At 36.9% G+C, this 20187-nt stretch carries 23 protein-coding genes and 2 pseudogenes; 19 read left to right on the top strand and 6 right to left on the bottom strand.

The features are described from left to right. The 6 genes from F986_RS06135 to F986_RS06110 form a co-directional block, all read left to right on the top strand. Positions 1-1362: replication initiation factor domain-containing protein (locus tag F986_RS06135; RefSeq protein ID WP_004693149.1), on the top strand; the 1362-nt coding region annotated here is incomplete at its 5' end. Further along, positions 1352-1648, top strand: a complete 297-nt coding sequence (locus F986_RS06130; RefSeq protein ID WP_004693147.1) for a hypothetical protein — start codon at positions 1352-1354, stop codon at positions 1646-1648. The genes F986_RS06135 and F986_RS06130, both read left to right, overlap by 11 nt. A 210-nt stretch (positions 1649-1858) precedes the next feature. Beyond that, complete coding sequence (locus F986_RS06125; protein ID WP_004693143.1) at positions 1859-2098, top strand: hypothetical protein; 240 nt, start codon at positions 1859-1861, stop codon at positions 2096-2098. A gap of 112 nt (positions 2099-2210) precedes the next feature. Continuing rightward, a complete protein-coding gene (locus tag F986_RS06120) occupies positions 2211-3188 on the top strand; it encodes a virulence factor TspB C-terminal domain-related protein (protein WP_004693140.1) in 978 nt (325 codons plus the stop codon). Beyond that, positions 3188-3466, top strand: a complete 279-nt coding sequence (locus tag F986_RS06115; RefSeq protein WP_004693138.1) for a DUF2523 family protein — start codon at positions 3188-3190, stop codon at positions 3464-3466. Before F986_RS06120 ends, F986_RS06115 begins: the two co-directional genes overlap by 1 nt. A gap of 64 nt (positions 3467-3530) precedes the next feature. Further along, positions 3531-4766 carry a zonular occludens toxin domain-containing protein gene (locus F986_RS06110; RefSeq protein ID WP_004693136.1) on the top strand — a complete coding sequence of 412 codons (1236 nt, stop codon included), beginning with the start codon at positions 3531-3533 and terminating at the stop codon, positions 4764-4766. A 78-nt stretch (positions 4767-4844) separates the two neighbouring features. Here the strand turns inward: F986_RS06110 and F986_RS18365 are convergent, their stop codons facing one another. Beyond that, on the bottom strand, positions 4845-5021 hold the full coding sequence (locus F986_RS18365; RefSeq protein WP_017397175.1) for a hypothetical protein: 177 nt from the start codon (positions 5019-5021) through the stop codon (positions 4845-4847). 408 nt (positions 5022-5429) lie between these two features. Here F986_RS18365 and F986_RS18360 point away from each other — a divergent pair, with 408 nt between their 5' ends. The 5 genes and pseudogenes from F986_RS18360 to F986_RS06090 all read left to right on the top strand — a co-directional run bounded on the left by F986_RS18360 (position 5430) and on the right by F986_RS06090 (position 9084). Beyond that, positions 5430-5579 carry a hypothetical protein gene (locus F986_RS18360; protein WP_004693135.1) on the top strand — a complete coding sequence of 50 codons (150 nt, stop codon included), beginning with the start codon at positions 5430-5432 and terminating at the stop codon, positions 5577-5579. A 613-nt stretch (positions 5580-6192) separates the two neighbouring features. After that, complete coding sequence (locus F986_RS06105) at positions 6193-6894, top strand: IS1 family transposase (RefSeq protein ID WP_004693132.1); 702 nt, start codon at positions 6193-6195, stop codon at positions 6892-6894. 31 nt (positions 6895-6925) lie between these two features. After that, a pseudogene (locus tag F986_RS06100) lies at positions 6926-7207 on the top strand (hypothetical protein); the annotation flags it as partial. An 11-nt stretch (positions 7208-7218) separates the two neighbouring features. Continuing rightward, complete coding sequence (locus F986_RS06095; RefSeq protein WP_004693127.1) at positions 7219-8004, top strand: acetoin reductase; 786 nt, start codon at positions 7219-7221, stop codon at positions 8002-8004. 21 nt (positions 8005-8025) lie between these two features. Further along, positions 8026-9084, top strand: a complete 1059-nt coding sequence (locus F986_RS06090; protein WP_004693125.1) for a 2,3-butanediol dehydrogenase — start codon at positions 8026-8028, stop codon at positions 9082-9084. A gap of 323 nt (positions 9085-9407) precedes the next feature. Here the strand turns inward: F986_RS06090 and F986_RS17785 are convergent. Next, a pseudogene (locus F986_RS17785) lies at positions 9408-9563 on the bottom strand (VF530 family DNA-binding protein); the annotation flags it as partial. A gap of 322 nt (positions 9564-9885) precedes the next feature. Between F986_RS17785 and F986_RS06085 the strand changes: the two are divergent. Then, on the top strand, positions 9886-10911 hold the full coding sequence (locus F986_RS06085; protein WP_005100823.1) for an IS30-like element ISAba125 family transposase: 1026 nt from the start codon (positions 9886-9888) through the stop codon (positions 10909-10911). On the opposite strand, the gene F986_RS06080 is transcribed toward F986_RS06085, so the two are convergent. The 3 genes from F986_RS06080 to F986_RS06070 form a co-directional block, all read right to left on the bottom strand. Beyond that, positions 10846-12396, bottom strand: coding sequence for a site-specific integrase (locus F986_RS06080; RefSeq protein WP_004693124.1), 1551 nt, complete (start codon positions 12394-12396; stop codon positions 10846-10848). The genes F986_RS06085 and F986_RS06080 overlap by 66 nt on opposite strands. Positions 12397-12399: 3 nt before the next feature. Beyond that, a complete protein-coding gene (locus F986_RS06075; protein WP_004693122.1) occupies positions 12400-13737 on the bottom strand; it encodes a site-specific integrase in 1338 nt (445 codons plus the stop codon). Between the two features lie 228 nt (positions 13738-13965). Then, positions 13966-14160, bottom strand: coding sequence for a hypothetical protein (locus tag F986_RS06070; RefSeq protein ID WP_004693119.1), 195 nt, complete (start codon positions 14158-14160; stop codon positions 13966-13968). Positions 14161-14281: 121 nt separating this feature from the next. Between F986_RS06070 and F986_RS06065 the strand changes: the two genes are divergently transcribed. The 7 genes from F986_RS06065 (at position 14282) to F986_RS06035 (ending at position 19522) form a co-directional block, all read left to right on the top strand. Further along, the gene (locus F986_RS06065; RefSeq protein ID WP_004693118.1) at positions 14282-14500 is read left to right on the top strand and encodes a hypothetical protein; all 219 of its coding nucleotides are present in this window, start codon (positions 14282-14284) and stop codon (positions 14498-14500) included. Next, positions 14500-15666, top strand: coding sequence for a replication initiation factor domain-containing protein (locus F986_RS06060; protein WP_004693116.1), 1167 nt, complete (start codon positions 14500-14502; stop codon positions 15664-15666). The genes F986_RS06065 and F986_RS06060 overlap by 1 nt, the downstream gene beginning before the upstream one ends. Before the next feature lie 3 nt (positions 15667-15669). Continuing rightward, on the top strand, positions 15670-15963 hold the full coding sequence (locus tag F986_RS06055; protein WP_004693114.1) for a hypothetical protein: 294 nt from the start codon (positions 15670-15672) through the stop codon (positions 15961-15963). A gap of 303 nt (positions 15964-16266) precedes the next feature. Continuing rightward, positions 16267-16485, top strand: coding sequence for a major capsid protein (locus tag F986_RS06050; protein WP_004693113.1), 219 nt, complete (start codon positions 16267-16269; stop codon positions 16483-16485). A 76-nt stretch (positions 16486-16561) separates the two neighbouring features. Continuing rightward, a complete protein-coding gene (locus F986_RS06045; RefSeq protein WP_017397254.1) occupies positions 16562-18049 on the top strand; it encodes a virulence factor TspB C-terminal domain-related protein in 1488 nt (495 codons plus the stop codon). Position 18050: 1 nt separating this feature from the next. Continuing rightward, a complete protein-coding gene (locus tag F986_RS06040; RefSeq protein ID WP_004693110.1) occupies positions 18051-18335 on the top strand; it encodes a DUF2523 family protein in 285 nt (94 codons plus the stop codon). Further along, positions 18332-19522 carry a zonular occludens toxin domain-containing protein gene (locus F986_RS06035; protein WP_004693107.1) on the top strand — a complete coding sequence of 397 codons (1191 nt, stop codon included), beginning with the start codon at positions 18332-18334 and terminating at the stop codon, positions 19520-19522. Before F986_RS06040 ends, F986_RS06035 begins: the two co-directional genes overlap by 4 nt. A 154-nt stretch (positions 19523-19676) precedes the next feature. Here the strand turns inward: F986_RS06035 and F986_RS06030 are convergent, their stop codons facing one another. Further along, positions 19677-20006 carry a hypothetical protein gene (locus tag F986_RS06030; protein WP_004693101.1) on the bottom strand — a complete coding sequence of 110 codons (330 nt, stop codon included), beginning with the start codon at positions 20004-20006 and terminating at the stop codon, positions 19677-19679. Between the last annotated feature and the right edge of the window lie 181 nt (positions 20007-20187).

The raw sequence follows: 20187 nt of genomic DNA, 5'->3' as shown, positions 1-20187 counted from the left end.
ATGGCTAAAAAGACTGATCAAAAAACAACCCAAACCCGTAAAAACACGGTGGAAAGCCCTAAATCTGCACAATTCTTCTCAGCAGAATCTAGTCGCCTGACTGATTTTTCTACCCCCATTTATAATATGGGGGTTACGACATTGGACTCTCGTCTCCAATATGATGAATTCACCTTTCCTCGTCGCCTAGACAATTGCAAAATGGTTCTCACGGAGAAAGGAAATGTTCCAGTTTTACATTCTGTACCATGTGATGAATATGGGATTGCTTCGCACGATTGGATTACTTTTGGATTTTGTCAGTCAACTTTAGGCCAAGAATATTACTCACTTGATCCGATGACTGCTGATTCAGAGCTAACCTATGGAATAGAAACGTTTTTAGATCATCATTTGCATGAAATATTCGGCTTCGGTCTTGGTGAAAAACGACAAAACGGTATGCATAACTATAAGTTTGCATATGAATTACAAGACAAAATGGGCATGGTTTTATACGGTCATAGCTCTCGTCGCATTTCAATACAAATCAATGGTACTGGGTGTGCTTTAGCTCGTAAGGGTTGGCAAGTCCGTTTATATCAATACCTCACGTCTTACCAAAAATTTTATGATCCTCAAACAGGTTTCTTAAAAGAAACTGGCCCACGTGAACCTAAATTAACTCGTGTCGACCTTGCCTATGATGACTTTGAGGGGCAATACATCACTGTAGATATTGCAGATGAATGGGATGATGTAGGCGGATTTTGGTGTGGTGGCCGTCAACCTAAAATAGAAAAGATTGGCCCTTGGAAACGTCCAAACGGTAAAGGCCGTACCTTTGCTGTCGGTGATCGTACCAGTGGAAAATATGCACGTTTTTATGAACGTGGAAAAAAAGAGGGTAGTCCTTTAAGTCCTTGGGTACGTGCTGAGGTCGAGTTTAAGTCTAAAGACCGCTACATCCCGCTTGATATTTTGCTCTCACCGTCTCAGTACTTTCTAGGCGCTTACCCTTGCTTTGAGTGGCTTGCCAAGCAATTAGAAAAAGATTTTTGCACCCCTGAAAAGACAAAAGTTGTTAAAAAACAGTCTGAAATCAGTTGGGATAAAGCAATCGACGTTCTTAAAGTGCAATTCGGAAAATACATCCGTCAATTTGCCAAGGTGCTCGAACCTCAAGTACTGATCACTATGATTTCATCCGATAAAGATGAAGTCCCAAAACGTCTCAAGTTTTCACACGCTGCTGTCATGCAGTCAATTCGTTTAAATCAACACTTTGAATCCAAACCAACATCACTGGAAGAGATGCCGCTTTTTGTCGGTAAACCACTGGTGAACATGTCTGCTTATAAGGAATTTGTCCATGCAATTTGAATCAACAATCGTAGTACTGGGTGCTAAAGCGTCTAAAGGTGAATTTAACGGTCGGGCATACGATTCGACTAAGGTTTTCGCTCAGTCAGAATTACAGGAAGGTGAGAACTTTGCTGGGTTTGTGTCTACCGAATATTCGTGGGGTACATCGTTCAATTTTGAACGTATCAAAGGCATTGAGTATCCATTCAAAGCTAAAGCAGTGATGCAGATCGTCTCGAACGGTAAAGATTCAAAGACCATCATGCTTGACCTAGTCCCTGAAAAAACAGCTCCTAAGGCTTAAGGATTTTAAAAAATGGCATACGAATGCAAGACATTACAGATCCAAAATGAATTGCCCGTATGTACAGAATGGCAAGAAGCTAGCTTTTTGCCTGAATTAACCTCTGCGGATCGCGACTTGATCCTCCAGTGGGCGATAGGGATTTTCGCATTAGTCTTTGTCGTTAGAAAAATAATGCGATTCTTTTAACAATTAATTGAGGCTCATCTCATGAACAAAACTTTAAAACAACGTCTTGCTATCGTAAATAGCAAAAACATTGCAACTTATGGAACTGGTGCTGTGGTTTCAACTGCTCTTATGTCAAGCAATGCCAATGCTCTTGATGTTTCAGCCGCTTTAACTGGTGCTGATGCTGAAGCAAATATTGAAACTGGTGCGCTTTGGGCATTGGGTATCGTAGTTGTGATTTACGGTGCTAAAAAAGTTATTGGCTTCTTCGGTCGTTAATTTTTGGAGCCAAGAAAATGACTCAAAGTGATTTGAATTGGATCATCTTAGCCGTTGTTTTCTTGGCTTTTTATCGTCTTTTAAAGTAAGAAATTAAATATTTGGGGGTTGTATGAAAGCGTTTAAATATTTGATTTTTATTTTATTATCAATAACTTCTTTCAATACCTTTGCTCTATATCGTGTTCATGATTCTACTGGTTCGACTGCTGCTGCTGCATGTCAAGCCTACGCTTCTTCTCAAGGTCATACATACGTTTCTTCAACTAATACAGTTTGTAAAACCAAATACTATAATCAAGATAATGAATACTCAATTGAGTTTGAGTCTGATCCTGATCCTGATCCCGAGCCCGAACCTGAAAAATGCGAAGCGGGAATTGTTCCTATCACATTAAAAGTTCCTGTTAGTTCGGGAAAAATGGTCTGTGTTAATAGCTGTCAATATTCTCTGACTAAATGTGTTGATGTTGACTTTGAAGCGGGCATGACCTGTGATGGAGTTAATGAGGGTCGAGAGTGCGGAACTCCTCCCCCAACAACAACGCCAACAACTCCCCCAGTAACCCAAGACCCAACAAATCCAACTGACAAAACAGACGAGCAAAAAACATTCGAAAACATCATGCATGTTATCGGTGAAAAATTAGATGGTATTAAAGATGCCATTACAGGCGGAAATCAAAATCAGGATGGTGGTGACACTGGCGGTTCAAATGGTGGCAATACTGGTTCTGAAGTAAACGTCAATGTAGATATGTCTGAAACCAATGCCAAGATTGACGAAACAAACTCATTAATAGATGAATTAACGAAATGGTTTCAGGGTGAAGACTTGGGCGATGACATTTTTGGCGACCAAGAACCACCCGAAAAAGAATTAACGCCACAGCAATTTGATACAAATATTTTCTCAAGCCGTTCTCAGTGTCCTGCCGATGCAAGGCTTAGTTTCAATTTATTGGGTGGTAAATCTTTTACTAAAACTTTCGAATTTAAAGACTGGTGCGACAATTTAGAAATTTTCGGCTCATTAATTCTTATTGCTTCCTATCTTTTCGGTGCTTATATCATAGTGAGTAAATCATAATGCCCGCAATTTTAATTACGATTTTAGCTGCTTTTGCTTCTTCACTTGTTGCAAAGTTAATGTTAGGCGCTGGTCTAGCTTTCTTGTCTTATACATTTATTAATGATCTTGTCGCTCAAGCTCAAACAGCAATGCTCGGACTTTATTCTAATATCCCTGCAAATATTGTTGGCGTTTTAGGTATTTTAAAAATACCTCAAGCTTTATCTGTAATTATGTCTGCAATTGGTACAGCAGCTTTTATCAAATCATCAAAATTGGCGATAGGCAAAGGATAAGCAAGCAAGGAGGAGGAGTTTCGACGACAACGCGCGCGCTTATCCTTGCCAAGAGGTTAAAACAATGCAAACACTTATATCAGCACCTCCAAGAACAGGCAAAAGTCTCTATTGCATGTCTTTAATTGATCAATTATCAAGAAAACACCCGAATAGACGTATTTATACAAATATCATTGGAATGAATTACCCTGGTGTATTAACCATTAATTCAACACCTGAAAAGCCTTTTGATTGGCGTGACCTGCCTGATGGTTCAATTATTTTTTTTGATGAAGCGCATGAACATCCTGCATTTAGCGCACAAGACTTGCTTGGTACTGCCCGAACCGATGCAGAAAAAAAACGTAAAGCAGAAATTTTAGACATTGGTGATTCTTTAACTTTGCATGGTCATTTTGGCTTTGATATATATTTGATTACTCAAAACCCTAAATTATTACGTGAACAAGTGCGAGCTGCTTGTTCAGTGCATTACGTTATGCGTAGATTGTGGGGTTTAGACGTTGCAATGATCTATGAGTTTGCAGAAGTTCAAACCTATTTTGCGAATGCAACAAGAAAACAGGCTTTATCTGTAAAGCGTTTTCGCTATCCAAAAAATTTATATAAATATTATGTATCTTCAAATGTGCATAACATTCAAAAGCGTGTGCCTTTGCTCTACATGTCCTTTTTTGCAATTCCTGTATTAATTTTCGCTATGGGTTATTCAAAGGCTTCTGACACTGGCTTTTTTGGATTGTTTGAAAAAGATAAACAGGCACAACAAATTGAAAAATTGCCTACTGATCTGCCACAAGCTGAAATTGTTACATATACCCCTGAACAACAAAAAGAGATTGATACAAAAAGGGCTGAGTTCATGGGCTTAACTTATGATCAATATATGGACTTACAAAATCCTCAAGCGCAAGATGCAAAAAACTTAGCAGCTAACCAAAATTCAATCGATCAAATTGTAAATACCTACAATGCAAATAATCCTTTCGATTACTCTTACATGCAAGCTCCCCCAGTGACAGCCTATCAAGTTTTTTCAGGTTGCATGAATGGCGTTCCTTATGACACACAAGGGACAATTCTCCATGATGCACCTAAAGACTTATGCAAAAGAGTTATGAAAGGTGATAGACCGTTTAACCCTTATAAACAACCTGAACAGGCAGTAAATTATGAGTATGCATCTGCTAAAGAAAACATTGAAATACCTAATAATCCAAATCCTGCGGAAATTATTGAACCGATTCCTTTAGAACAAAAAGTTTCAAGGGTGATTACTGGAGCGCATTCACTATGAATGAAATTATAAGTGGTGTGACTGTAGTTTTTGGATTTGGTCTTTTAATTCTGTATTTTATGCATAGGCAAAGATAATTTATAGCTTTGGCTCTATGCGTTCATTGCTTTTGCTTTCCATTTCTTTACTTAGTTTTTTTACACCACTGATTGATAATATGACCATTTGAATTAGTTCGAAAATTGCAGTGCAAATAATTCCACCGATGATGAATCCAAACCAAAATACATATTTATCAATGCTGCAATCAAACATAGTTAATTCCATAATTTGTAGAACGAGTGTCTACGAGTGATTCGAGGTTTCGATTTTATGACCATCTTCTCCTTGATTACAAGCTCCCATTTAAACTTGATCGGTAGTGGCAGAGCATCCCGAATGGGTGCGAACTGATATGAGTAATAGACACGTATATAGCACAATTGCATACAGTAGGAGCAAGGGTGTTTTACGCAAAGAAGATTATATTTTTATGCGTGAATGCCTAGAAAAACACTTAGAAAACATGCAGTTATCTAATGAAGATTTAGCTCGAGAGATTGACATTTTAAAGGTGCTTTTTATTAAATTGGATCACACCATAAACAGGCTGTAATGACGAATTAGCGGCTTATAACATGCGGGTTACGATTGACTAAATTTAAATCAAAATAGGGTGTTTTTATGTTTGAGACTGTTTTTATTTCTGATCCTAATTTTAAATATACTCAATATTTTACTTTTGAGAATTTTTTATTGGCTTTCTGTGTTGCTGTTACTATTGCTGCAATTTTTATTATCATTTCTGATATTTTTACAGATGAACAATTATAAAGCTCACGGATTTCGGCATAACGTATATTATGTTCATTAGGATACTCAGCAACGTGAATATAATTTTACAGATTCACTTTGCTGAGCTGTGGCACCAACTGAGTTGCGTAGGCCACAGTCTTGGATATGCTATTTAACTTATGTTCACCTAGAATCTAGTTCACAATTAAATTTATGTTTAATAAACAATAAATTTAATTACTTAGCGCACTAAAGTGATAACTTATAAAATATTTGGTTCATGAACCTAGCTATGAATGCATATTTTCCTACTAAAAAGGTTTTAGGAAAAGGCTAAATTTGTCTAGGAGAGTAGTGGCAGTCCACCACTAATTAAAAGGTGTCTACAAAATCAGTGGCTATTCAAAGTGTCCAAATTGAGGACGATGTAAAGTAGTACAGATGGTAAAAATCTGTCTAATGTAATCAGAATAAGGCTAACTTTATTTTTCGTTCTCATCATGGTTGGGCAATAATATGGACTTTCAATTAAAAAATGCCAAGTTGGTTTGAGTCAGCACAACTTGGCTAAACTGAAGATTACTTCAAGTTTTGGTGGTGTATCAAAAAGTATGCTAAAAAAAAGCAGGTTGAATTTTGATAAAATAGAGAAATGCAAATAACTCTAGAAATCAAATGTCCAACCTGCCTCAGTGACAATATAAAGAAAAATGGCATCAAAGTAGATGGGAAACAGAACTACCAATGCAAAGACTGCAAACGTCAGTTTATTGGTGACCATGCTCTGAGCTATCTAGGATGTAATTCTGGCATTACTCGTAAAATATTACAGTTAATGGTCAGAGGCAGCGGTATACGAGATATCGCTGAAGTTGAGCGCATTAGTATCGGTAAAGTCTTACGGACTTTAACTGAATCGGCCTATCAAATTCAGCCTAAACAAAGTCATTATGAATCTCTCGAAGTAGATGAATTCTGGACTTTTGTTGGAAATAAAAATAATAAACAATGGCTTATTTACGCTTACCATCGAGAAACAGGTGAGATTGTTGCTTATGTTTGGGGTAAGAGAGATTTAGCTACAGTCCAAAGGTTGAAGACAAAGCTTAAACAATTAGGTATTCACTACACCCGAATTGCAAGTGATCATTGGGACAGTTTCATCACTGCTTTTAAAAACTGCAAGCAAAGTATTGGTAAGTTTTTTACTGTAGGAATTGAAGGTAATAATTGCAAAATAAGGCATCGAATAAGGCGTGGTTTTAGAAGAAGTTGTAATTTCTCCAAAAAGCTTGAAAACCATTTTAAAGCCTTCGACTTAACCTTCTTTTACATCAATAATGGCTTCATTTAATGTCAGCATACTTTTTAAAACACCACCGAATATCAATGTGGGTAAGTTTCCTTTACAAGCGAATGGTAAAGCATTGGCTTTGGGCGATAGCGCAGGATTTGTTAAAACCATTTTTAGTCAGGAAACAGGTGAATTGTTGGGTGCTCACATGGTTGGACATGAAGTCACCGAACACATTCAAGGGTTTGCCATCGCGAAATACCTAGAAGCTACAGATGAAAGCTTGGCGCAGGTCATTTTCCCTCATCCTACTTTGTCTGAGGCGATGCATGAGTCGGTCTTGTCGGCGATGCAACGTGCAATCCATATTTAAGGAGTCGCAACATGCCTAGAGGTTTAAACAATAAAGTTGCATTAATTACGGGTGCGGCACAAGGTATTGGACGCGGTATTGCCTTACGTTTAGCACAAGAAGGTGTTCATATTGGATTGGTCGATCTTCACCAAGAAAAGTTAAATACTGTTCAACAAGAGGTTGAAGCCTTTGGCGTAAAAGCCACCACATTTATTGCGGATATTTCAGATTCAATACAAATCAGTGACGCTATTAATCATGCAGAATCGACACTTAATGGTTTTGATATCATGATTAATAATGCAGGTATTGCACAAGTCAAAGCTTTGGCAGAAGTAACGCCGAGTGAATTTAACCAAATTATAAACATCAATGTCGGTGGTGTACTTTGGGGGATTCAAGCCGCAGCAAATAAATTTAAACAACGCCAACAGGCTGGAAAAATTATTAATGCATGCTCAATAGCAGGTCATGAAGGCTTTGCTTTACTCGGTGTTTATTCGGCAACTAAATTTGCAGTTCGTGCATTGACGCAAGCTGCGGCTAAAGAATATGCCAGTGTTGAAATTACTGTAAATAGTTATTGTCCGGGTGTTGTTGGTACTGACATGTGGGTCGAAATAGATCAGCGGTTCTCTGAAATTACAGGTGCACCAATTGGTCAAACGTATAAAAAATATGTAGATGGTATTGCTTTAGGACGTGCTGAAACACCAGATGACGTGGCTGCATTAGTTGCATTTTTAGCCAGCGAGGATGCAAACTATATTACAGGTCAGTCTATTTTGACAGATGGTGGAATGGTTTACCGTTAATATCAACATGAGGAATACACAATGAAAGCAGCTCGTTTTTATGATCGAGGGGATATTCGAATTGAAGATATCCCTGAACCGAAAGTACTTCCAGGCACAGTTGGAATTCAAGTTGCATGGTGCGGTATTTGCGGTACAGATTTACATGAATTCATGGAAGGCCCTATTTTTATTCCACCTTGTGGTCATCCACATCCAATTTCGGGAGAATCTGCACCTGTAACAATGGGACATGAATTTTCAGGCGTAGTTTATGCAGTTGGTGAGGGTGTAGACGATATCCAAATTGGACAACATGTCGTAGTTGAACCCTATATTATTGCGGATGATGTCCCGACTGGCCCGAATGATAAGTATCATTTATCAAAAAATATGAACTTTATTGGTTTAGGCGGACGTGGCGGCGGTCTTTCTGATAAAATTGCAGTTCAACGACGTTGGGTACATCCTATTTCAAATGATATTCCCTTAGATCAGGCCGCATTGATAGAACCTTTATCTGTCGGTCATCATGCCTATGTCAGAAGTGGTGCAAAAGCTGGCGATATAGCACTGGTTGGTGGAGCAGGCCCTATAGGCTTACTTTTATCAGCCATTTTAAAGGCTAAAGGTCTCACGGTCATCATTACTGAATTGAGTGCAAAGCGTAAAGAAAAAGCGATAGAAGCGGGTGTTGCAGATTATGTGCTAGATCCATCTAAGGTTGATGTGGTCGCTGAAGTGATGAAAATTACGGAAGACCGTGGTGTTGATGTCGCTTTTGAATGTAGTAGTGTTAATAAAGTCATGGATACACTGGTGGCGGCGATGAAACCAACTGGTGTGGTCGTTATCGTTTCGATTTGGAGCCATCCTGCCACAATTAATGTGCATAGTGTGGTCATGAAAGAGCTCGATATTCGTGGAACGATTGCTTATGTCAATGACCATCAGGAAACCATCCGTTTAGTCGAGCAAGGTAAGATTAATCTAGAACCTTTTATTACCCAACGTATTGCATTAGATGATCTTGTTTCTAAAGGCTTTGAAACGCTGATTCATAATAATGAGTCTGCTGTAAAAATTATTGTTCATCCGTAGTAAAGCCTAATTTGAACGACTAATTTGAATAAGCTAGAAATAAACTCTATGTAGCTATTTCTAATATCTTTATCGATAGAGAATGAGTCTGTACGTACAGATTCATTCTCAAATTTACAGTGTTGAGTGCCAGTATGATTTTGATCATAGAGCCTAGTAAAGATAGAAAATAAGTTTTTAAATAAACCATAGGGATATAGACTAAATTTTGCCAGGAGAGTGGTGGCAGCCCACCACCAATTAAAAGGTGTCTACAAAATCATTGGCTATTCAATAAGTTTAGTTTACTGTTTGGTATAAAATATTATGCTGAGTTTTGATAGCTACGATTTTTGTTTGGCTTTTTGACGTAAGACATACAAATATAAGCTTTCAACTTTTTCACGTGCCCATGGTGTGGTACGTAAAAACCGTAATGATGACTTAACACTTGGATCTATACAAAAACATCTAATTTCAATTTTACGACTTAAGCCTTCAATGAAGAGGTTGTTATGATTTCAAATGTTTTAATTTTAAAAAACCACTAGTGTAAAATGGTTTGATGTGAGGGGTATGTATTTTTATAAAGTTGAGTTTTTTGAATTTTAACGTGTTAAATATATTTTACTATCTTAATTTTTTTTGTTTTTTATAGTGCTAATTATTTGAAAGTGTAAATTATTAACTTGAGGGTGGTTTGGTTGTAATTATGGGTTCGGATAAGTTGGTGGTTTAAATTGTTTAATTTTATTGAAATAAAGACCTGGCAGAGTAAAACTTGAAGTGCGACATAAACCACCTAATTAATTTAAAGGGTTTATGGAGTATATAAAATTGTCATACCATCATCTTAACTTTGAAGATCGTACTGCATTAATGCTTGAGTCAAGAAAAGAAGGCTTTTCAGCCAGAAAATTTGCTGAACTCATTAAAAGACATCCTAGTACGATCTATCGTGAGCTTAAAAGAAATAGCATCAATGACGTTTATCAAGCTCAATATGCTTCTGATAACACCTTCGCTAGACGTAGACGTGGTCACAGAAAACTCAAAATCGATTCAATCCTCTGGAAATTTATTGTTGAAGCGATCCGTTGTTTATGGTCTCCTCAGCAAATAGCAAAACGTTTAAAGACATTTCCTGATTTGGATCAAACAATGAATGTAAGCCATACAACGATTTATTCAACGATACGAGCATTACCAAAGGGTGAGTTGAAAAAAGACTTATTATCCTGTCTGCGTCATGAAAATAAAAAGCGAAAAGCTAACGGTGAACCTAAAAAAGATTCTATATTACAGGATATTAAAACTATTCATGAGCGCCCAGCCGAAGTTCAAGAAAGAAAAATACCGGGTCATTGGGAAGCTGATTTAATTAAAGGTAAAGACAATAAAAGTTCGATAGCAACACTTATTGAACGAAATACACGGCTCTGTATCTTGGCAACATTACCTGATGCAAAGGCAGAATCAGTGCGCAAGGCTTTAACTGAAGCTCTGAAATATTTACCTGCAGAACTGCGTAAAACGTTGACCTATGACCGTGGACGCGAGATGGCAGAACATAAAATACTTGAAGAAGATTTAGGCATAGATGTATATTTCTGTGACCCACATTCACCCTGGCAAAAAGGCACATGCGAAAATATGAATGGTTTAATTAGGCAATATTTACCTAAAGGGATTGATTTAAATCAGGCAGATCAGCATTATTTAAATCAAGTTGCCATGTCACTGAATACTCGTCCTAGAAAAGCGTTAGATTGGCTTACACCATTAGAGAAATTTGCTCAGCTTGTTGATTATCATAAGACTTTTCAAACTGTCGCACCTCATGTTTGAATTCGCCCCTATACCATCTGACAGTTTGATCAAATCATTAATTTCATTTTGGATACTTTCTAGCACATTCCTGTGATTAGCATCTATAAAGGGATGGAAATACATACAACCATAACAATTGCGAACAGGTTGAAATAGACATTTGTCTTCATATGAACACCCACCTATATCATAATGAATTTTACTACCAATATTTCCTAATACTTTTTTTCCATGCCAATCTTTCTTATAAATCAACCTTCCAGTGAGAAGCATAGCTATCATTTGTTTGTACAAGGAATTATTTCCAAGTGCTTGAGCTCTAATTTGAGCTAGCTCTGGTGTAGAGAAAATATAATGCCTAGCTGTTACCACTGAAGAATGACCTAAGATATATGCAATTTCCTCAGCAGAAGATCCTGCCATTGCCAAACTATAGCCGACATGATGCCTAAAATCAGAAAAAGAATATTTTTGTTTTATCATGTCACCTGCAAGTACAGCTTCTCTGTAGGCTTTAGGAGCAAAATCAAATAATTGTGTATTAATCACTTTTGAGCAAAAGCATGCAGAATTTTCTCCTAAATCAAATAACTTATCTTTTAGATTTAAGTTATATCTTTCGATATAAGTAATGATGATTTTAGCAACTTCTTCTGGTAATTTAATTGCTATCTTTTCATGTACATATCTAGCTTGTTTAGCATATGGGATTAATATGCTATAACGATGGAATTGATCTATCGTACGTGTGGTATCTATTTTTATATCTTCAACAGCTAGCTTAGCTAATTGGACAGGTCTAAGCCCAGTTACATACACCAAACCAAGTATTGATGAGTAAAGTAGTGTTTGTTTATCAATGTGTTTAAAATCATCTTTAATTACTTGGTTTAATTTGATAAAACCTTGTTGAATCATTGAAATAAGTGGGTAATCAATAGAATCTTCATATTCTTGATAGAATAAATTTGAATTAAAAGATTTAGGTCTAGGAATAAACTCCAGTTCATAATCATCTTCTATATCAAAGTTGGGAAAATCTTCTAAAATTAGTAGTTTCAATAAAAATTTTATATGTGCATAAGTATTTTGATGATTTTCTAGAGGTGCAATTTCTATCAATAATTTTTTTAAGTTTGCGTAACTAAATTCTAATTCATTATTTTTTAGATGATTTATTAGAAAATTAAAAGTATGAAACTTTTTACTCAAATGGGATGGCGTATTTTTTTGAATAAATGAAATCAGAAAAAATTTAAGTAAAGTAGTTTCATTTTCAGAAAGTTTAGAAAAATCAATATTCTCGGTCTGGCCTGAATAATAAAATTTCCAAATAGTATTTGCTGAATTGATAAAATTATCATCAAATTTATCTGTAATTAAAAATCTAACAATTTTTGGTATTTTTTTACTCATACCTTGAAGAGCAATCGTCTGGTGATCATTAAAGATTGATATGAAATGCTGCTCATGAAAATCATCAAAAAGTTCAAATTGCTTCATTTTTTATAATTCCCATAATTCTTGCGATATACGCTGCAAATTTATAAGATTGGCACTATCGACAATAAATCGTTTTGCATAGTAGCTTGGCATTATGCTGTTAGCACTCCAACCACCTAAGACACGTAGATTTTCTTGTGCTTTTTGCATAATTTCATCATTGCTTTGAGTTAGCGGAGATGCACTTTCGTTTCGATACTTTTTTATAGCAAAAGCCAAAGTGATATAAGCCCATGTATGACGACATACATGAGGGGTAAACTTTTGAATCGATTCTATATTTATATCATCAAAATATATAGGATGTAAGGTCCTAAAAACTTGCTCTATCACCTTAAAAATCGCATTAATAGACGAATAGCTCAGCGGGGAGTAGGGCGGTTTCAGTGATGTAAACAAGATATCTGAATCATTAAGATTCCTTATCTTTTCCATATACAACATCAAAAACTTATAATCCATGCTATCTAGTTTTATAACCCTGTAAGATTGCTCATTTTTTATGCTAGGCTTTCTCTGTCTGGAATCATGTTCATCATCCGTATTGGTTACTATGAGACTATATGAATCAGAATTGATTGATTTTTTTATCGATCTTTTTGTGAGTAGCATTAATTCACCCACCCGCAAACCGTAGTTCATCATAAGATGCACAATCAGAAAGTTTCGAAGTTGATGTGATTTTGTTGAGAATGGATTGTCTTTATTAATATTAGCCGCCTGATCTGGACGAATAATTTTATAAAGCATAACCACCATTTCATTGGTTAAACTTTTAAAATTATGATTAATATTACTTTTTACAGTTAAACTACGTTTAGAAAATTTACTAAAAATCTTTTTTTTGTTCATTAAGAACAAATCTATCTTTTTCCTACGATTTGTTAGCTCTTTGATTTTAATATCTTGATAGCGTATGTTCCAGTATCCATCTAAAAGATACCCGAAGTACTTAAACACTGACCGCAAACGCTGTGTAATGGTCATATAGTTAGTCTCAATATTTGATCGAAGTCGAATCAAATTTGTTTCTAATTTTTTATTATTTTCTAAGAAAACAATAAAGTTATCGATTTCATTCAAAAAAATCTCAGGTTCATATTTGGAGGAAAAAAATGATTCACAGAACAAAGTTGAATATTTCTGATACCAAAATTCATACCAAAACTTAAGTGCCAACATGTCTGATTGTTGTGTGGCAATACTTTGAAATCGCAGGACAGTTGTAGAATAGAGTAAAGGATAGAGACAAGGTACTGTAGCTGAAGTATCAAACAGTAGAACTATGTGATTTTGATTTGAATAATTTTTTGAAATTTTAATTGTTTTTACGACAAACATTCTAACTACCAAGAACTTTATGAAGTAAATAAAATATAAACATAAGTGAACTCAATGTGAAATATTATTTTATATAAGTGATTGATTTTAGGTTAAGCATAGAGATCTATGAACTTAACGTATCATGTACTCAATTTAACATAAAATTACGTTATGCGACATCGAGCGCAAAAAGGAAAAGGGCATATAGCCCTTTTTTTATTTAGTAATCAGGATCGACATAAATTATTAGTTTTTTAATCTTAAGTTTCCATCTTGGTCAATGTCGACCTTGTTGATCGTCATTTCAATGATTTTGTGTACTATCTCGCTTTCTGATTTAAGTGTTCTAAATCCATTCATTACTAGCTTTTTATTTAAATAATTAAGCCTAGCTTCAAGCACTTCCTGCTCCCATTTGTTCAGTTTTACTGTCTGAGCCATTTCACTCTCCTGTACTAAATTAAAATATTGTATACGTTTATATACAAATATCCTTGCGTATACTGGTATACCTATGTACGATTAGCGAATTAGGGTATACCAGTATACTTTCAGGTGCTATATGACAACAGAACAAGCTTTTGAAACCGTCTCAAAAATCATCTTCGATGATGCGTGCCAACTGATCATGGGTGGAAATCCTGCTTATGACTCTGAAAAGGTACTTTTCCATATTGAAATGGTAATGGGGCACTGGGGCTATCGTTCTGCAAAAGTTGCTGAGTACTGCGATTCACTAAAACAAGAAAACGACATCATGCGTGATATGGGGATTGAATAATGTTGAACAAAAAACAATCAATACCACAAGTTTGTACGTGGGGAATGGGATTTTTAGATACCCCCATTAATAAGATGGGGGTAACCGAATTCGAATCCATGCACTCCCATTTGAAAGATGCCGATCTGCCTTTGCCTTTTGAGCGTCCATTCGCAGTTCCTCATCTACATATGGTCATGACTTCACGTGGGGCTAAACAAGTTCAATGCCGTTTACCTGCTGATAATCAAATTGCAGTCATTGACTGGGTCAACTTTACTGATAGCTGTGGCACTTTAGACCACAAGTTTGTAAATGCGCTCAATGATGATCAAAGCATCAATGAAACAGAATTAAATTTCGCAATGGCTCTAGAAATTGAAAAACATATAGAGCACATCTTCGGATTACAGCTAACCCTTGTCGATAAAGGCAAGAAAAATATGTACCAAAGCTCGTTTGAAATTGGCGATAAGTGCGGATTTGTCTGCGTTGGCGGTCAACGAAACACATACCTAGTCATGCTTTCGGGTCGTGGCTGCTCAATGGCCAAAGAGGGTTGGGAACAACGCCTTTATACATTCCTGACAACGGTTGCAACACGTGGAAAATTAACTCGTGTAGACATTGCTCATGATGATTTTGACGGAAAACGTATCAATGTTGACTGGGGAAACATGATGGATGGCATGGGAGGATTCCAAAACGGAAACCGTGCTCCGAACGTAGAGCATAAAGGCAATTGGAAACGTCCAAACGGTCGGGGTCGTACTCTTAATATCGGCTCACGTGAATCAGGTAAGTATTTACGACTGTACGAAAAGGGTCGGGCAGAGGGCGATCCAGATGATAACTGGCAACGTGCTGAAGTAGAGTTTAAGTCACGTGACCGTATTTTGCCGTTCACCATGCTTTTGTCACCTTCTGAATATTTTATTGCTGCATATCCATGCTTTCAAATGCTCTCAGAAGATATACAGCCTGAACGTATCGAAACCATGAAAAAGGCAGCTTCAATCAATGCACACGCTGCTTTAGAAATTATCAAAAAACAATACGGCAAATATATCAACGTATTTAAGAAAGTTTTTGAACCTGAAGAACTTATTAACATTATTTCTTGTTCTGATCCGTTGGCTATTCCCAAACGGTTAGAGCACTTAACACTTACTGCTATGAGGATGTAAACAATGTCACAACAAATGAAAGTTACTTTAGTTGGCGCAAAATCAACGGATTGGAAGTCAGAAGACGGCCGTCATTATGACCACGTCACGCTCTTTGCTCTTATCCCTATGGACACCTCTCAAGGCAATGCGGTTGGGCAGGGTGCTGCCGAATTTAAATGGCAAGATTCACGTAATTTAGTCCAGTTACAAGGGCGTAAATTCCCGTTCGAAGCGACTTTAGAACTTGATCTAGTGTCTACAGGTCGTAGCACCAAGCAAGTGCTTACCAACGTGATTCTTCCACCGAAGGTCTAAGTATGAACATCAAATACGTGTTATTTGGAAGCGACATCCGCGAATGTCCTAAGTGCTTCAACTTAATGCATAAAAACAATATTGCTTTTCACATGACGAAATGTGGGGGCTAAAGAATGACGACCTATGTCTGCGCTGAACTTATAGAAAACACATGCACAACATGGGTTGTTCAATCGGGAGTATTACCCGAACTATCAACGTCCGATGCTTATTTAGTTTGTACTGCAATTCTTGCTGTTTTGGGTCTTGCATGGGGCTATAAAAAAATCGGTCAATTACTTAAATGACTGGAGAAATGTCATGAAAACTGTAGAAAACAAAAAATTAAGTCTAGCTCAAAAAGCTGTAGTTGCATCTGTTGCACTAGCACCAGTTTTGGCAATGGCTGAAGATGGCGCTGTTAAAGCTGATGCATCTGCAATTACTGCTTTAATGGCACCAATTGCTGTTGTAGGTGGTGCGATTTTAACAGTACTGATTGCGATTAAAGGTTGGAAGTTGATCCGCCGAGCACTTTAATTTAAATAAAAAAAAGGCTCGACTGCCGACCTACGGATCGGACATGTCGAGCCTTTTTTATAGGGGGATATATGGGATGGTTAATAATTTTCGTTTTTTGTTTTGCACTTTGGCTTGTTTTTTCAGCATAACCACTTATGCATCTGACTTGCCTGCAAACCCACGCAATGACACGCCTGCACAGTCATTAAAACGCTTACAGAATAATTTTAAAAGTCAGGCTAACTATGACGCAGGCATGAAAAGAAACCTTGCCGAATTAGATGCAAGAATTTATATGAATGAGGGAACAAAACGTACTAATGTTGAACAAATGCTTACTCGTTCTGGTGTTCTTGAAAGTGGTGGAAAAGCAGAGGTTGTCGCTAAAGTAACTCAACCTGCGGACACTGGTAAAGCTGCTAAAACATTAGCTGATCGCTTAGGTAAAGCTAAAGATTATGCTAAACACGCTGGTAAAGCTTCTATTCCTTCTTTTCTCGGTGGAGCTGCTGTACAAGCCCTAGTTGATGGTGTCGGGTGGGTCATGGATGAAGGCGGAAAAGTTACAAAACCATATGAGTCTGAAGATCCAACTGATCCTAGTGTGCAATACTATTGGGATTCGCAAGGTAAAAAAGCCGTAAAACCCCTAGATGCTGCGTTAGCAGGTGCAAAATCAAATCCGTCTATTTGTGGTCCTTCTGCTTCTTGTGTAGTCACCGCAGCGCAAAACCCTCCCGTTGTTTCTCCTGATTATTTTTATTATTGTGTTTATAAAGATGGCTCACCTGTTGGGTGTGGATACAATGCCGTACGTTATCCAAACCCCGCTTATAATCCTTCTTCACCAAATCCCGAAAATATTGATGTTACTCAAGAACAATTAACAGAAGCACTTAAAAACGCTCTTGAATCAAATAACCCTGCTTTGGCTACTGCTATTGCTGAAGCATTAAAGGCTGCATATTTGTTCGATGCTAGTGAGGGTCAAGACGATTCAAGCAATACAATTGCTATTGGTACGGCTAACGATATGAATGAAGCTGTTGATCGTGCTTTTGATAATCCAACGACAAATGCCACATCTGATAAACCATCAGGTTATTACAAAATAACAGACGGTGAGAAAACAGTAGAGGGATACGTAACAACACCCGACACATCAGCCAAAACTGAGACAGAAACAAAAACAGAAACGACAACAGACCCAGTAACGGGCAATCAAACAACAACGGGAACAAGTACAGGTTCATTACAATTACCTGCATTTTGTGACTGGGCAGGTATTGTCTGTGACTGGATAAACTGGACAAAAGAAGAACCTGATCAGCCCGAAGAACCAGAGCCAGTATTTGAAGAAATTAACGTACCTTTTACGCCTTTTTCAATTGCAAAATTTAATGCTCAATGTCCACCAGATGAAAACCTTTCTCTAAATCTTATGGGACAAGAAATGAGCTTTGTTTTTCCTATGAAGCCTTTTTGTGACTTCTTTTCAGGTATTAAACCTTTCGTTATAGCACTTGCATCATTTTGGGCGGTCAAACTGATTGGCAATGCTTCTTTCAATTCGGGGAATTGATATGGGCAAGATACTTTTCAAGATTTTCGAATGGGGTGTTAGTTCAGGTCTAGCCAAATTTATTAAAGGCATGGGTTTATCAATGATCACCTTTGCATTTTTAAATCAATTGATTCAAACCGTACTAGCCGAATCATCATCAAAGTTCGGCTCTATCACAGGATTAGGTGCAAATGCTTTAGGTCTAGCGGGTGTTGATACAGCACTCGCAATTATGGCAGGTGCAATTATCGCTCACGTTTATATGCGTTCAAAAGCAATGCGTTTTGTAGGTACACCAAAATGAGTATGATATTAATTACAGGCACACCTGGTTCAGGTAAATCACTATTTGCAGTTGCCAAAATCTTAGAATTGCAAAAACAATTTCCTGAACGTCAAATTTTTGCAGACATTGAGGGTCTGCAAATTGATGGGGTAGAACGTAGTCCTGAAGATTGGCGTGAAACGCCTGATAACTCGATTATCTTCTATGATGAAGCTCAGCAACATGAGCGCTTTAGGTCGGGTACAAGTGCCAACCGTGACGAAATTGTACAAAAGCTTCAAGTTCATAGACATACAGGGCATGACATATATTTCATAACTCAAAGCACTAGATTCTTGAACTCATTTGTTACCGACCTTATCGGTGAGCACTATCACTTGCATCGTCCTTACGGTGCAAAGTTGGCTTCTGTTTACTACTGGAGAGGTGCACAGAAACAACCAAACTCCGAAGCTGCTAAAGAACGTTCAGAAAATAACTTTCAATTTGTTTACCCAAAAGATGTATTCAAGCTCTATAAATCCGCAACGGCTCACCATGTAAAATTCAAAATTCCTACCAAGATTTTAGGCACATTTGCAATTGCTTTGGGTATGCTTGGATTTGTTCTTTATCTTGTTTATAAGCCTGAAACACAGTCCTTTTTTACTGGTAAATCAGTGCAAGAAAAACAGGGCATACAAAAAGAACTAGAACAGCAACAAGTTTCCGAATTAGATAAAAAAGTTAAATTGTGCCAAGAACAATTTAAATGGACTAAAGAACAATGCTTAGAGGCTTACGATCCTAAAGGTCTACAGCAGAAAAATGCAGAACTTGAGCAAAAAACTGGAAATAATTTAGAAGTTATAACGGCTTCATATAAAATTTCTGATCCTTACGATTATTCTTATGACGTTGCACCAGCTCCAATTGTCCATCGAGTATTTAGTGGTTGCATGAAAACCAAAAACGGCTCTTTAGTTGCTTATGACCAACAAGGTTCAATCATTCATGATGCAGATAAACAGCTTTGTAAGCGAACTATGAACGGTGACCGTCCATTTAATCCATACAAGCAACCTGAACAAGTTGCGTCATATCAATTTGCATCTGCACAGCCACAAACTCAAGAACAACAGATACAAAATCCTGAAGTTAAAGCAGAGCCTATTCCATTTGGCACAAAACCACCGTCAAATATTAATGGAGCACATTCGCTATGACACCTGAAATACAAGTAATTAATCATTTGCTTGGATGGCTTCTGATTACAGGATTTTTTACAGGCATTTTCTTTTCACATCGCTTTATTGATTCTATTTGTTGGATTTTTCGCTTTTACCGAAGAAGACGGTTTATAAAACGTTATCGTGCAAACTATTTTAAATGACGTGCAAAGTCTGATTTCATTTCTCTTGCGCTAGGTATATATGGATAATCAGCTATCAGCATACGACCTGAATAATGCATTTTTTTCTTTTGACTTGCATCAATACGAATAAATATAAGTTCTTCAGGTTCATTGCGGTGATTATATTCGCAAATCATAATCATCTGATTTTTCTCGATAATTCTGTACTTAGGAAAGGTATTTTTAACCAGTTCTTTGAAGTTTTTGCTGTTATTTATGACTTTAGGCGCTTTTTGCTTTCTAATGAAAAATAAGGCGATGAGTAGCAATAGGACAATTATTAATGCTATTTCCATGATTAAACACACTTTTTAAAATTAAGCTCGAATTTTATCCTTAACTAGCGCAGTCTGTTAAGTATAAAATTGAGCATATAGGCATAAATAAGATGCCGGTAAAGATTTACGCCTCGAGGTCTTATTGATTGAAAAATCGGCACATTTACAAAACAGTCAGCTATGACAGATCAAAGGGCGC

The sequence above is a fragment of the Acinetobacter johnsonii CIP 64.6 genome (genome assembly GCF_000368045.1).
Taxonomy (GTDB): Bacteria; Pseudomonadota; Gammaproteobacteria; order Pseudomonadales; family Moraxellaceae; genus Acinetobacter; species Acinetobacter johnsonii.
Note: the sequence above shows the minus strand (reverse complement) of the source record. Positions and strands in the feature narration are given on the sequence as shown.